Annotated in this window: 11 protein-coding genes; 8 read left to right on the forward strand and 3 right to left on the reverse strand. The window is 59.7% G+C overall.

What is annotated here, in order from left to right:
• The first annotated feature begins 129 nt into the window (after window positions 1-129).
• The gene (gene aceE, locus AC4ANE_RS09315; RefSeq protein ID WP_460408863.1) at window positions 130-2,805 is read left to right on the forward strand and encodes a pyruvate dehydrogenase (acetyl-transferring), homodimeric type; all 2,676 of its coding nucleotides are present in this window, start codon (window positions 130-132) and stop codon (window positions 2,803-2,805) included.
• 107 nt (window positions 2,806-2,912) lie between these two features.
• Here aceE and AC4ANE_RS09320 read toward each other — a convergent pair whose 3' ends face one another.
• The 3 genes from AC4ANE_RS09320 to AC4ANE_RS09330 form a co-directional block, all read right to left on the reverse strand.
• Complete coding sequence (locus tag AC4ANE_RS09320) at window positions 2,913-3,767, reverse strand: pirin family protein (protein ID WP_002552668.1); 855 nt, start codon at window positions 3,765-3,767, stop codon at window positions 2,913-2,915.
• 201 nt (window positions 3,768-3,968) lie between these two features.
• Complete coding sequence (locus AC4ANE_RS09325) at window positions 3,969-4,379, reverse strand: PA2817 family protein (RefSeq protein ID WP_004657828.1); 411 nt, start codon at window positions 4,377-4,379, stop codon at window positions 3,969-3,971.
• A 77-nt stretch (window positions 4,380-4,456) separates the two neighbouring features.
• Window positions 4,457-6,904 (reverse strand): acyl-CoA dehydrogenase, encoded by a 2,448-nt coding sequence (locus tag AC4ANE_RS09330; protein WP_031594865.1) that lies wholly within the window; start codon window positions 6,902-6,904, stop codon window positions 4,457-4,459.
• A gap of 162 nt (window positions 6,905-7,066) precedes the next feature.
• On the opposite strand from AC4ANE_RS09330, the gene AC4ANE_RS09335 reads away from it, so the two are divergent.
• The 7 genes from AC4ANE_RS09335 (at window position 7,067) to lpxK (ending at window position 14,126) form a co-directional block, all read left to right on the forward strand.
• Window positions 7,067-7,690 carry a glutathione S-transferase gene (locus tag AC4ANE_RS09335; RefSeq protein WP_031594866.1) on the forward strand — a complete coding sequence of 208 codons (624 nt, stop codon included), beginning with the start codon at window positions 7,067-7,069 and terminating at the stop codon, window positions 7,688-7,690.
• A gap of 183 nt (window positions 7,691-7,873) precedes the next feature.
• Window positions 7,874-8,806, forward strand: a complete 933-nt coding sequence (locus AC4ANE_RS09340) for an ABC transporter ATP-binding protein (protein ID WP_002552672.1) — start codon at window positions 7,874-7,876, stop codon at window positions 8,804-8,806.
• On the forward strand, window positions 8,803-9,591 hold the full coding sequence (locus AC4ANE_RS09345) for an ABC transporter permease (RefSeq protein ID WP_002552673.1): 789 nt from the start codon (window positions 8,803-8,805) through the stop codon (window positions 9,589-9,591). Before AC4ANE_RS09340 ends, AC4ANE_RS09345 begins: the two co-directional genes overlap by 4 nt.
• A gap of 136 nt (window positions 9,592-9,727) precedes the next feature.
• Entirely contained in the window at window positions 9,728-11,944 is a 2,217-nt protein-coding gene (locus AC4ANE_RS09350) for a DNA internalization-related competence protein ComEC/Rec2 (protein ID WP_031594867.1), read from the forward strand.
• 81 nt (window positions 11,945-12,025) lie between these two features.
• Window positions 12,026-12,703 carry a MotA/TolQ/ExbB proton channel family protein gene (locus tag AC4ANE_RS09355; RefSeq protein WP_002552676.1) on the forward strand — a complete coding sequence of 226 codons (678 nt, stop codon included), beginning with the start codon at window positions 12,026-12,028 and terminating at the stop codon, window positions 12,701-12,703.
• Window positions 12,700-13,131 carry an ExbD/TolR family protein gene (locus tag AC4ANE_RS09360; RefSeq protein ID WP_002552677.1) on the forward strand — a complete coding sequence of 144 codons (432 nt, stop codon included), beginning with the start codon at window positions 12,700-12,702 and terminating at the stop codon, window positions 13,129-13,131. Before AC4ANE_RS09355 ends, AC4ANE_RS09360 begins: the two co-directional genes overlap by 4 nt.
• Window positions 13,131-14,126, forward strand: a complete 996-nt coding sequence (gene lpxK / locus AC4ANE_RS09365; RefSeq protein ID WP_002552678.1) for a tetraacyldisaccharide 4'-kinase — start codon at window positions 13,131-13,133, stop codon at window positions 14,124-14,126. The genes AC4ANE_RS09360 and lpxK overlap by 1 nt, the downstream gene beginning before the upstream one ends.
• Window positions 14,127-14,140 lie beyond the last annotated feature (14 nt).

Consider the following 14,140-nt stretch of genomic DNA (forward strand, 5'->3'; position numbering starts at 1 on the left):
GAAATTCTTGAGGGTTGCAATAGTAACCGAGCACGGGATAAATTCCGGCATGTGGTTGCAATTGCAATCAGATTTTTCAAGGCAGACGCCTGTCCGGCGTCCACTGCCGCATCACAGTAGGAGACGACGATGGCACAGCAACCCCGGTTTCTTGACGAGGATCCGCAAGAAACCCGCGAATGGCTCGAATCGATTGAGTCGGTACTCAACAGTGAAGGGCGCCCGCGCGCGCACTACCTGATCGATCAGTTGCTGGACTTCGATGTCGCTCAACACGGCGATTTCTATGGTCGGGTCACGACGCCCTACGTCAACACCATTCCCAGCGACCGTCAGCAGCCTTATCCGGGTGACCTCCAGGTTGAAAAGCGTATCAACGCGTTCATCCGCTGGAACGCCCTGGCGATGGTACTGCGTGCCGGCAAGCATTCCGGTGTGGGCGGCCATATTGCCTCCTATGCGTCTGCCGCCGTGCTCTATGACGTGGGGTTCGATCACTTCTTCCGTGGCCGTACCGAGCAGTTCGCTGGCGATCTGGTCTACATCCAGGGCCATTCTTCGCCGGGCATTTACGGCAGGGCGTACCTGGAAGGTCGCCTGAGCGAAGAGCAACTGGACAACTTCCGTCGCGAAACGGATCGCGATGGCATTTCGTCCTATCCGCATCCGCACCCGCGCCTGATGCCGGACTTCTGGCAGTTCCCTACTGCTTCAATGGGGCTTGGGCCAATCACGGCGGCGTATCAGGCGCGTTTCATGCGTTACCTGGAAAATCGCGGGCTCAAGGAGCATCAGGGGCGCAAGGTCTGGGCTTTTCTCGGCGATGGCGAAATGGACCAGCCCGAGTCTCAGGCGGCCATTGCGCTGGCCGGGCGCGAAAAGCTCGACAACATCATCTTCGTGGTCAACTGCAACCTGCAGCGTCTCGACGGCCCGGTGCGTGGTAACAGCAAGGTCATTCAGGAATTCGAAAGCCTGTATCGCGCCGCTGGCTGGAACGTAATCAAGGTCATCTGGGGCAGTGGCTGGGATGCGCTGCTGGAGAAGGACAAGAGCGGGCTGCTGCGTCAGCGCATGATGGAATGCGTGGACGGCGAGTACCAGAACTACAAATCCCAGAACGGCGCTTACGTGCGTGAGCATTTCTTCGGCAAGTACCCTGAGTTGCTGGAGCTGGTCAGCGACATGAGCGACGACGATATCTGGAAGCTCTCGCGGGGCGGGCACGATCCGGAAAAAGTCTACAACGCCTACGCTGCCGCAATGCGTCACAAGGGCGGGCCGACCGTGATTCTGGCCAAGACGGTCAAAGGTTTCGGCATGGGCGAGGCGGGCGAGGGGCAGAACATCAACCACCAGTTGAAGAAGCTCGGGGCAGAGGCGATCAAGGCCTTCCGCGACCGTTTCTCTCTGGACATCACCGATGATCAACTGGGCGACATGCCTTATCTGAAACCCGCCGAGGGCAGCACCGAAGCACTGTACCTCAAGGCCCGCCGTGCTCAGCTGGGCGGGTACATTCCGGCGCGTTTCAGTGACGCGGCCACCTTGCAGGTTCCACCGCTTTCGGTGCTGGATACCCAGCTGAAAAGCACCGGTGATCGCGGTATATCGACGACCATGGCCTTTGTGCGCATCCTCTCGACGCTGCTCAAGGACCCGAACATTGGCAAGTTGATCGTGCCGATTGTGCCGGACGAGTCGCGAACCTTTGGTATGGAGAACCTGTTCCGCCAGATCGGCATCCATTCCCATGTCGGTCAGCTGTACACGCCACAGGATGCAGGGCAACTGAGCTACTACAAGGAAAGCACCGACGGGCAGATCATGCAGGAAGGGCTGAATGAGTCCGGCGCCATTTCCTCGTGGATTGCCGCCAGTACGTCCTACGCCAACCATGGCGTGATGACCGTGCCGTTCTATATCTTCTATTCGATGTTCGGTTTCCAGCGTGTGGGCGATCTGGCCTGGGCGGCGGGTGATGCCCGGGCCAGGGGCTTTCTGCTGGGGGCCACCTCAGGCCGGACCACGCTGATGGGCGAAGGCCTGCAGCATGATGACGGGCACAGCCACGTGATGTCGTCGACGATACCGTGCTGTGTGTCTTACGACCCGACGTTTGCCTTTGAACTGGCGGTGATCATTCAAGATGGCATGCGCCGCATGTTTGCCGAAAATGAGGACATCTATTACTACATCACTTTGCTCAACGAGAACTACCCGCACCCTGATCTGCCCGAGGGCGCCGAAGCCGGCATTATCAAAGGGATGTACCCATTGCAGGCCAGTGCGTCGGTCAACTCCGGCAAACACGTGCAATTGATGGGCTGCGGGTCGATCCTTCTGGAAGTCATCGCGGCCGCCAGATTGCTGGAGGACGACTTTGGTGTTAGCAGTGAAATCTGGAGTGTTACCAGCCTCACCGAGCTGCGCCGTGAAGGCCAGGACGTCGAGCGCTGGAACCTGCTGCACCCTGAGGAGGAGCCGCGCCTGAGCTACGTTGAAAGCTGTCTCGCCGACAGGGAAGGGCCGGTCGTCGTGGCAACGGATTACATGAAGATCTTCGCTGACCAGATCCGTCCATTCGTACCCCTGCGTCGTTTCGTGGCGCTGGGTACGGATGGTTTTGGTCAGTCCGATACCCGTGAATCGCTGCGTCATTTCTTCGAGGTGGACCGTTACTTCGTGGCTGTGGCTGCGCTCAAGGCGCTGGCCGATGACGGCAAGGTCGAGCGTAAGGTCGTGGCCCAGGCCATCGAACGCTACAAGATCGACCCAGGCAAGCAGAACCCGGTGCTGGTCTGAGTCGCGCTCGTCTCTGTCACGAGACAGTAGTTGCGAAACCGTGCACTTCAAGCGAGGTGCACGGTTTCCTGATTACCTGAGTGAGAGTATCTGCTCACTTTAGCCTGTCACGCCGTCAGACGATCTTCCCGGAAATCACGCAACGCCTGGTCAATCTCTTCGCGGGTGTTCATCACGAACGGCCCGTACTGCACGATCGGCTCGCGTAAGGGCTTGCCTGCAATCAACAAGACGCGCGCACCCTTGGTGCTGCTGATCTGCAAATCCCCTGTGTCAGACAGGCGCGCAAGATGGCGCTTGCTCACTGACTGTGCGCTGCCTTCTATTTCGATTCTGCCTTCGTACACGTACAGCAATGCAAGATGCCCTTCGGGCAAGCGCGGGCTGATACGACTGCCGGCAGGCATGTCGAAGTCAAAGTACAAGGGCTCGGTATCCGGGCGCTGTACCGCACCGGCCTGTCGAACCTGGCCATCGTCGAAATGCCCGGCCAATACCACCACCTGCACACCGGCTTCAGTGGTCAGGCGAGGAACGTTTTCCGGCTGGATGTCCTGATAACTGGCGTCGTTCAGCTTGTTCTTGCCCGGCAGGTTCAGCCATAGCTGAAAACCTCGCATGGTGCCTTCTTCCTGTTCAGGCATTTCGCTGTGAATGATCCCGCGTGCAGCGGTCATCCACTGTACGCCGCCGCCCTGCAGCAGGCCTACATTGCCCATATGGTCTTCGTGACGCATACGGCCTTCAAGCATGTAGGTCACCGTTTCGAAGCCACGGTGCGGATGAGGTGGAAAGCCCGCGATATAGTCATCAGGCACGTCCGACCCGAACTCGTCCATCATCAGGAATGGATCGAATTGTTCCACGCCCCGTCCGCCGAAAACGCGTGTCAGTTTGACTCCCGCGCCGTCAGAGGCAGGTTGGCCTGCCTGAATCGACAGGACTTTACGAAATTGAGTCATGGAAAGAGAGCACTCCTTATCAGGTGGCCTTTTCAGGCGCAAGGGAGTGTCATGGTATGCCTGTCTATTCGATTAACTGATTCGAATCCCGGAACGGAATGATCGTATTTATCGATGTGTTGCCTGTTGATACGCATTGGCGTGAGTAACAGGCAACCTGCCCGGAACAGACTCCGGGCCAGGCGTTACAACGAGAGGTGATCAGTGTTTGCTGCCCTGTGTCGACATGGCCAGCAGCTGCTTTTCCTGGTTCCAGTCAAATGGTTCGTCGTTCTGCTCGGCTTCGTAACGGCGCTCTTCCAGCGCCTGATACAGCTCGATTTCATCATCCGGCATGAAATGCAGGCAGTCACCGGCAAAAAACCACAGCAGGTCGCGAGGCACCAGGTGGGCGATTTGCGGGTAGCGCTGGATGACCTGACACAGGATGTCCTGGCCCAGGTACTGGCTTTCTATCGGGTCCTGCGGCAGTTGCTCGACCAGTTCGTCGAAGCGCTCCATGAACAGCGCGTGGCTTTCTTCCGGAACCTGCTCGGCCTCGCCCAGCGCGACCAGAATGCTGCGCAGGTGTGCCAGCAGGCCAAGTTGGTGATCGAGAGTGGCGTCGGCCATCGGGTAATCCTCAAATGCAAAAACAGGCGCGAGAGTATAAAGCTCTACGCGCCTGCTGTGTGGTGTGACCTTGAACGTCAGCGAATCTTGCCCGCTGCCAGGGTCAGTTCTTCCTTGTCGAAATCATCCACGTCGATCACCTTGCGACGGGCGGCTTCGGCTGTACGCAGTGTCTGTGCCTCTTCTGCCTGCAATACACCGATGCGCAACGCAGCGTCGATGGCATGCTCGCCTGCGGCCGGTTTGATCTGACCACTCTTGAGCGCCGTTTGCAGCTTCTTGTGCAACGGATATGCAGTAGTCAGCAAGTTGATGGCATGTTGCAGCGCGCCGACCGGATCTTCTGCCGATTGCGGGCGATAGCAGCCTGCGAGCAACTCTTCCAGTGTCGGATCGCCCTTGGCGCGGCCCAGTACCTGTGCAACTTCGGCGTCCAGCTTGTCCGAAGGGCCCTTGTGGCGACGACCGAACGGGAACACCACTGCACGCAACAGCCCACCCAGCACACGGTTAGGGAAGTTGCCGAGGATTTCGTCCATGGCACGTTCCGAGTGGCCCAGACTTTCTTCCATGGCCCAGCGAAACAGCGGGCTCATGTGATCTGGCGAGCCAAGATCGTGGTAGCGCTTGAGTGCCGCCGAAGCCAGATACATATGACTGAGCACGTCACCGAGACGCGCCGACAGGCGTTCGCGGCGTTTCAACTCGCCGCCCAGCAGCATCATGCTCAAGTCCGCCAACATCGCGAAAGCTGCTGCCTGACGGTTCAACGCGCGGAAGTAGCCTTGGCTCAGGCTGTTGCCCGGTGCTCTTTCAAAATGGCCAAAGCCCAGATTAAGAATCAGGGTGCTGGCGGCGTTGCTCACCGCAAAACCGATGTGCTTGAGCAGGAGCGCGTCAAACTCGAGCAGCGCCTGCTGCTTGTCTTCGCGACCGGCCAAGGCCATTTCCTTGAGCACGAATGGATGGCAGCGAATGGCACCCTGGCCGAAGATCATCAGGTTACGTGAAAGGATATTCGCCCCTTCAACGGTGATGAAGATCGGCGCACCTTGCCAGTTGCGGCCCAGGTAGTTGTTCGGGCCCATGATGATGCCCTTGCCGCCATGCACATCCATGGCTTGACCGATACATTCGCGGCCACGCTCGGTCAGGTGGTATTTGAGGATCGCGGAGAGCACCGAGGGTTTTTCTCCCAGATCGACCGCATTGGCGGTCAGCATGCGCGCGCTGTCCATCAGCCAGGCGTTGCCGCCGATGCGCGCCAGCGCTTCCTGAATACCTTCGAACGCCGACAGCGGCACATTGAATTGCTCGCGCACCTTGGCGTACTGGCCGGTCACCAGGCTGGTGTACTTGGCAGCGCCGGTGCCGACCGCGGGCAGCGAAATCGAACGTCCTACCGACAGGCAGTTCATCAGCATCATCCAGCCTTTGCCGAGCATTGGCTGGCCGCCGATCAGGTAGCTCAGCGGAACAAAGACGTCCTTGCCTGAATTCGGGCCGTTCATGAACGCTGCGCCCAGCGGCAAGTGGCGACGGCCGATTTCAACGCCGGGCGTGTCGGTCGGAATCAGCGCCAGGCTGATGCCCAGATCTTCTTTTTCGCCGAGCAAGTGCTCAGGGTCGTAAGCCTTGAAAGCCAGGCCGAGCAGGGTGGCGACCGGGCCAAGGGTAATGTAGCGCTTTTCCCAGGTCAGGCGCAGGCCGATGACTTCCTCGCCTTGCCACTGACCTTTGCAGATAACCCCGGTGTCGGGCATCGCGCCCGCATCGGAACCTGCCAATGGACCCGTCAGCGCGAAGCAGGGGATATCTTCGCCACGTGCCAGACGTGGCAGGTAATGGTTGCGCTGTTCGTCAGTGCCATAATGCAGCAGCAATTCAGCAGGGCCGAGGGAGTTGGGCACCATCACGGTGGAGGCCAGGTCGCCGCTGCGGGTGGCCAGTTTCATGGCCACCTGAGAGTGGGCGTAGGCCGAGAAGCCCTTGCCACCGAATTCTTTCGGAATGATCAGGGCAAAGAACCCGTGCTCTTTCATGTGCGCCCAGGCTTCAGGCGGCAGGTCCATGGCCTGACCGATTTCCCAGTCGCTGACCATCGCGCAGAGTTCTTCGGTCGGCCCGTCGATAAAGGCCTGTTCTTCTTCGGTGAGCTGGACTTTTGGATAGGCCAGCAGCTTGTCCCAGTCCGGGCGACCGCTGAACAGCTCGCCATCCCACCAGACCGTACCGGCGTCAATCGCATCGCGCTCGGTTTCCGACATGGGCGGCAGCACTTTCTGAAACCAGCTGAACATGGGCGCAGTGAAGTGCTTGCGGCGCAGGTCGGGCAGCACAACAGGTACGAACACTGCCAGCCACAGCACCCAGAAAACAGTCAGCAGCCATCCTGGCGCGTGGCTGAAAATGCCCATGGCCAGCAGGTAGACGGCTACCACGCCAAGCGCCGGGAGCGGGGCGGTACGCCGATGGGCCAGCCAGGCAATGCCGACGACCAGCACTACAATCCACAACAACAGCATAGGTATTCCTCCGTGATGACCGCCGCCGTGGCAGCGATCAAGAACTGGTCGCCGGGCAGTGGTGAGGCGACATCGATAGTGACCCCTGGTTGACGAGGAAGTTGCCGTCGCTTCTGGGTAGACTGTGAGCCTTTATTTATCAGCGACTGCGAGGGGAACGCAATGCTCAAGATATGGGGACGGAAGAATTCCAGCAATGTGCGCAAGGCACTCTGGATTGCCGAAGAAGTGGGCGTGCCCTACGAGACGCAGGACGCCGGTGGGGCATTCGGGCTGGTCAATGAAGCAGCTTACCGCGCGAAAAACCCCAATGGCCGGATTCCCATGATTGAGGACGGCGACTTCGTGCTTTGGGAGTCGAACGCGATCGTACGCTATCTGGCCGCCCGCCATGCCCCGGACTCGGACTTATACCCCGCTGACCTTCAGGCCCGCGCCAACGCAGACAAGTGGATGGACTGGACCTCCTCGACCATCGCGGCCCCGTTCAGCCCGGTATTCTGGGGCGTGGTACGCACCCCGCCCGAGAAACAGGACTGGCCGGCCATCGAGCAAGGCATCAAGACCCTGCACAGTCTGTTGCTGGTCGCCGATGAGGCCCTGTCTCGCCAGCCTTACCTGTCCGGCGAAGCTTTTGGCATGGGCGACATTCCCCTGGGGTGCTTCGCTTACGGCTGGTTCGAAATGCCGATTGAACGTCCGCCGCTGCCCCACCTCCAAGCCTGGTATGCACGCCTCAAGACGCGTCCGGCGTATCGCAAGGCCGTCATGAGTCCGCTGACCTGAGCATGCAGTCTGAGCATTTAAAACAGTTGATCGGGCTCATGTTCGGCTCTTGATATTTACTATTAACAGATGTGTCTGTACTTGAATGACCCAGCCGAGCACCATTGCACGCCTGGGTCGTCATGACAGGCGTGTGTTCCCGGTCAGCTTCATTCCTTTTTCCTGATGAGTACTCTTTCCGATATGTCTTCCGCTCTGTCCATTCGGCAGCTAACCAAAACCTACGGCAACGGTTTCCAGGCCTTGAGTGGCATTGATCTGGACGTGGCCGAGGGTGATTTCTTCGCTTTGCTTGGCCCTAATGGCGCAGGCAAGTCCACCACCATCGGTATCATCTCGACGCTGGTCAACAAGACCAGCGGAACGGTGAACATCTTCGGTCACGATCTGGATCGCGAGCCCGCTGCGCTCAAGCGTTCCATTGGCGTGGTGCCGCAGGAGTTCAACTTCAACCAGTTCGAGAAGACCTTCGACATCGTCGTCACCCAGGCGGGTTACTACGGCATCCCGGCAAAGATCGCCAAGGAGCGCGCCGAGCAGTACCTGACTCAACTGGGCCTGTGGGACAAGCGCGACGTGCCTTCGCGGTCGCTGTCAGGCGGTATGAAACGGCGCTTGATGATCGCCCGTGCGCTGATTCATGAGCCGCGTCTGCTGATCCTCGATGAGCCCACTGCTGGTGTGGACATCGAGTTGCGCCGTTCGATGTGGACGTTCCTGACCGAACTGAATCAAAAAGGCATCACCATCATCCTCACCACGCACTACCTGGAAGAGGCCGAGCAGCTGTGCCGCAACATCGGCATTATCGACCACGGGGTGATCGTGCAGAACACCGGCATGAAGCAATTGCTCAGCACCCTGACTGTCGAAACCTTCGTGCTGGATCTGAAGGCGTCCTGGCAGACCGCGCCGCAGCTGCCCGGTTTCCCTTGCCGTTTGCTCGACAGCCACACCCTGGAAGTTCAGGTCGACAAGAATGTCGGCATCACCGCGCTGTTTAGCCAGCTCGCTTTCCAGAACATCGAAGTCTTGAGCCTGCGCAATAAATCCAATCGCCTTGAGGAGTTGTTTGTGTCCCTGGTGGAAAAAAACCTTGCGAAGGTGGCGCTATGACTGTGCAGAGCGGCGAGTTGCGCCCCAACCTGATTGCCCTGAAGACCATCGTTTACCGCGAGGTCCATCGCTTCATGCGGATCTGGCCGCAGACCCTGCTGCCGCCTGCGATCACCATGGTTCTGTATTTCGTGATCTTCGGTAACCTGATCGGCCGCCAGATTGGCGACATGGGCGGCTTTACCTACATGCAGTACATCGTGCCGGGGCTGATCATGATGTCGGTGATCACCAACTCCTACGGCAACGTGGTATCCAGCTTCTTTGGTGCCAAATTTCAGCACTCCATCGAAGAACTGATGGTCTCGCCGGTTTCCCCGCACACCATTCTGATTGGCTACACCCTGGGCGGCGTGTTGCGCGGGCTGATGGTGGGTTTCATTGTCACCATGCTGTCGATGTTTTTCACCGACCTGCAAGTGCATCACCTGGGCGTAACCATCCTTGTGGTGGTGTTGACCGCCACCATCTTCTCGCTGCTGGGCTTCATCAACGCAGTGTTCGCGCGCAACTTCGACGATATCTCGATCATCCCGACTTTCGTCCTGACCCCGCTGACCTATCTGGGTGGCGTGTTCTACTCGATCAACCTGTTGCCGCCGTTCTGGCAGACCGTATCGCTGGCCAACCCAGTCCTGCACATGGTCAATGCCTTCCGCTACGGCATTCTGGGCGTCTCCGACATAAAGATCAGCATCGCCCTGGCGTTCATGATCGTGGCAACGTTTGTGCTGTACTTCGGCTGCGCACGGTTGCTGGTGAGCGGGCGCGGTATGCGTCAGTAACACATGCTTTGCGACCCGCCAGCCTGGCGGGTCGGCTGTCTGCCGAGACCGGCTGTTCAGGTTTTGCAACACACCATCACTTCCGACATTTCCATATTGCGCTGATCCTTGAAGCTTTCCGCTTCAAGGAATCACCATGCGCACAGGGATGATCGCGCTCGCGTCGGGGCTTGTGGCCTTACGCTTGCTGCCTGCTTTGCCGCCGACCTGGCTGTTGCTGCTGATACCGATACTGGCGTTGATGCTGCTACCGTTTCGCACCTATCCACTGGCGCTGTTCCTGCTCGGTTTTACCTGGGCGTGTGTTTCTGCGCAGTGGGCGTTGAATGACCGTCTGGTTCATCGTCTGGACGGTCAGACGCTGTGGCTGCAAGGCAAGGTAGTCGGTTTGCCCAGTGTCGCCGAGGGCGTGGTGCGTTTCGAACTGGAAGGGGCAAGGTCGCGCAGGGCGATATTGCCTGCACGCATCCGGGTGGCGTGGTACGGCGGTCCGCAGGTCAACAGCGGTGAGCGCTGGCGCATGGCGGTCAAACTCAAGCGGCCGGCCGGGCTGGTCAATCCTGATGCTTTTGATTACGAAGCCTGGCTGTTGGCGCAGCGTATCGGTGCCACCGGTACGGTGGTGGATGGTCAACTGCTGACACCTGCGCGCGGGGCGTGGCGCGACCTTATTCGTCAGCGCTTGCTGGCGGTCGATGCGCAGGGCAGAGAGGGCGGCTTGGCGGCGCTGGTGCTGGGCGATGGCTCCGGATTGTCGAGCACCGATTGGCAGGTGCTGCAGGACACCGGCACGGTGCATCTGCTGGTGATTTCCGGCCAGCATATCGGTTTGCTGGCCGGGGTGATTTACGCGCTGGTCGCAGGCCTTGCACGCTGGGGGCTGTGGCCACGGGCTTTACCCTGGCTGCCTTGGGCCTGTGCGCTGGCGTTCATCGCTGCGCTGGGTTACGGGCTGCTGGCCGGTTTCGAGGTGCCGGTACGGCGTGCCTGTGTGATGGTCGCGATGGTGCTGCTGTGGCGTTTGCGCTTTCGGCACCTGGGCGTTGTCTGGCCGTTGTTACTGTCATTCAACGCGGTGCTGATTTTCGAGCCGCTGGTGACACTGCAGCCGGGGTTCTGGCTGTCTTTCGCGGCGGTTGGCATTCTGGTGCTGATTTTCAGTGGACGTCTCGGTGCCTGGAATTGGTGGCAAAGCTGGACGCGTGCGCAGTGGCTGATCGCAATTGGCTTGCTGCCTATTCTGCTGGCGCTGAACCTGCCGATCAGCCTCAGCGGGCCGTTTGCCAATTTGCTGGCTGTGCCCTGGGTCAGCTTGATCGTCCTGCCGCCTGCGTTGCTTGGAACACTGCTGCTGCCGGTCTCTGGTGTGGGCGAAGGCTTGCTCTGGCTGGCCGGAGGGGCGCTGGAGTGGCTGTTTATGTTTCTCGGCTGGGTTGCCGCAGTCTTGCCCGCCTGGTTGCCCAGTGCAATGCCAGGCTGGGCGTGGCTGCTTAGTCTGCTCGGGGCCTTCATTTTATTACTGCCCAAAGGCGTGCCGATGCGTCTGCTGGGTTGGCCATTGCTGTTGTTGTGCGCTTTTCCGCCGCTCGACTCAGTGCCAGCAGGCCAGGTAGAAGTATTGCAGCTGGACGTGGGGCAGGGCCTGGCCATTCTCCTGCGCACTCGAAATCACACGCTCTTGTACGACGCAGGTCCACGTTTCGGCGAGTTCGATATCGGTCAGCGTGTGGTCGTGCCCGCCATGCGCAAGGCCGGTGTGCGTCATCTGGACCTGATGTTGATCAGTCACGCCGATGCCGATCATGCCGGGGGCGCAGCGGCGGTTCATCAGGCATTTCCGGTTGACCGTGTACTGGGCGGTGAGCTGGCCAGGCTCGCGCCGCAACTCGACGCGCGCTTGTGTGAGAGCGATGCGCGCTGGGAGTGGGATGGGGTGATGTTCTCCACCTGGCGCTGGGAGCAGGGCCCTGATGGCAATCCGGCATCCTGCATGTTGAGTGTCGACGCAGGGGGCGAGCGTCTGCTGCTGACGGGTGATATAGACGCCGACGCGGAACGTGCGGCAATCGCCAGCGGTTTCGACCTTCGTGCCCATTGGTTGCAGTCCCCGCATCACGGCAGCCGGACCTCGTCATCCAAAGTATTTCTTCAGGCCGTCGGAGCGGTTGGCGTGCTGATCTCCCGTGGCCGTAACAACGCCTTCGGCCACCCGCATCCGTTGGTCATGGCGCGTTATCGATGGCTGGGTATGGCCAGTTATGACAGCGCTGAGCTGGGCACTGTCAGTCTGCGGCTGGGGACGTTCGGCACGCCGCAGGCAGAGCGCGCGCAACGGCGTTTCTGGCGTGACTGAGTGAATGGATATCGATCTCGGCGTTCGGCACTTGACGACCCTATGATAGAGTGGTGCCAATTTTTCGAGGGAGTGATCACTGTGTGGGAACTGGTCAAATCTGGCGGCTGGATGATGCTGCCGATTATTTTGAGCTCCATCGCCGCTGCCGGCATTATCATCGAGCGTCTGTGGACGCTGCGTGCCAGCCGTATCACGCCGCCGCATCTGCTCGGACAGGTCTGGCAGTGGATTCAGGAAAAGAAGCTCGACGGCGAAAAGCTCAAGCAACTGCGCGCCGACTCGCCTCTGGGTGAAATTCTCGCCGCAGGTCTGGCCAATTCCAGGCACGGTCGCGAGATCATGAAGGAATGCATCGAAGAAGCCGCCGCCCGGGTTATCCATGAACTGGAGCGCTACCTGAGCGCGCTGGGTTCGATTGCCGCCATGGCACCGCTGCTTGGCTTGCTGGGTACGGTGCTGGGCATGATCGATATTTTCGGCTCGTTCAACAGTTCGGGGGCCACGGCCAATGCCGGTGTACTCGCCGGTGGTATCTCCAAGGCGCTGATCTGTACCGCGTCGGGCCTTATCGTGGCTATTCCGGCAATCTTCTTTCATCGCTTTCTGCAAAGTCGCGTCGATGAACTGGTGGTCGGCATGGAGCAGCAGGCCATTCGTCTGGTTGAAGTGGTGCAGGGCGACCGCGATGTCGATCTGATCGACGCCAAAATCGATCTCAAGTCGCTGGCCAGAGCGGGCGGGGGCAAGAAGAAGTGAAATTTCGCCGTCGCAGACCCCGGGAAAACATCGACATCAATCTGGTCTCTCTGATTGATGTGGTGTTCATCCTGCTGCTGTTTTTCATCGTGACGACCACTTTCACCCGTGAAACCCAACTGCGGGTGGATCTGCCACAGGCGGTCACCGGTACGCCGGAGGTGGACGCCAGCGCGAAGCATCTCGACATCGCCATCAACGCCGACGGGATCTTCTCGCTGAACAACCAACTGTTGCCCAAGAACGACCTGGCAACCCTGATCGAAGCGCTGCAACGCGAGTCGGCGGGCGATACCAGCCTGCCGTTGTCGATCAGTGCCGACGGCAAGACCCCTCACCAATCGGTGATTACGGCCATGGATGCGGCGGGTAAACTGGGTTTCAGCCATTTGCGCATGACCACTGTCGAGGCCACACCGGCTAACTGATGGCATTTACCGACCGTTTGCTCGATGCCTGGTACAAGGGCCACCCTGCGCTGGCGCTTTTGCGTCCGCTCGAAGGCCTTTATCGGCGCGTCGTAGAGGGCAAGCGCGCGCGTTTTCTGGCGGGTGAGGGCACTATCTACCGCGCTCCGGTGCCGGTTATTGTGGTGGGTAATATCACCATCGGCGGCACTGGCAAGACGCCACTGATTCTATGGATGATCGAGCACTGCCGTCGTCGTGGCCTGCGCGTTGGTGTGGTCAGTCGCGGTTACGGTGCCAAACCTCCCAGCCTGCCCTGGCGCGTCAAGGCCGACCAGAGTGCCAGCGAGGCGGGCGATGAGCCGTTGCTCATCGTCAAACGCAGTGGCGTGCCGCTGATGATCGATCCGGATCGCAGTCGCGCCGTGCAGGCCCTGCTCGCTGCCGAGCCTCTGGATCTGATTCTTTCCGACGATGGCCTGCAACATTATCGTCTGGCTCGCGATCTGGAGCTGGTGCTGATCGATGCCGCCCGCGGGCTGGGCAACCGTCGTTGTCTGCCTGCCGGGCCATTGCGCGAGCCGGTTGAGCGCCTAGGCAGTGTCGACGCTTTGCTTTACAACGGCGCGATGGCTGATCGTGACGATGGCTACGCATTTATGCTCAAACCGTCAGCCCTTATCAATCTGCGCAGTGGCGAACGCCAGCCGGTGGATTATTTCCCGGCCGGGCAGGCGCTGCATGCGGTCGCCGGAATCGGCAATCCTCAACGTTTCTTCAATACCCTCGAAGGATTACACTGGCGGCCGGTGGCTCACGCGTTCGCCGACCATGCGGTCTACAGTGCCCAGGCGCTGACATTCACACCGGCATTGCCCTTGGTCATGACCGAGAAGGATGCGGTGAAATGTCGTGCCTTTGCAGCCGATGACTGGTGGTATCTGGCAGTGGATGCAGTACCGTCCGATGCTTTTGTCGACTGGTTCGATGAGCAACTGCTACGTCTCTCTCCATGATTGCTTCAGGATCT

Source organism: Pseudomonas sp. Pme6b (genome assembly GCF_058129925.1).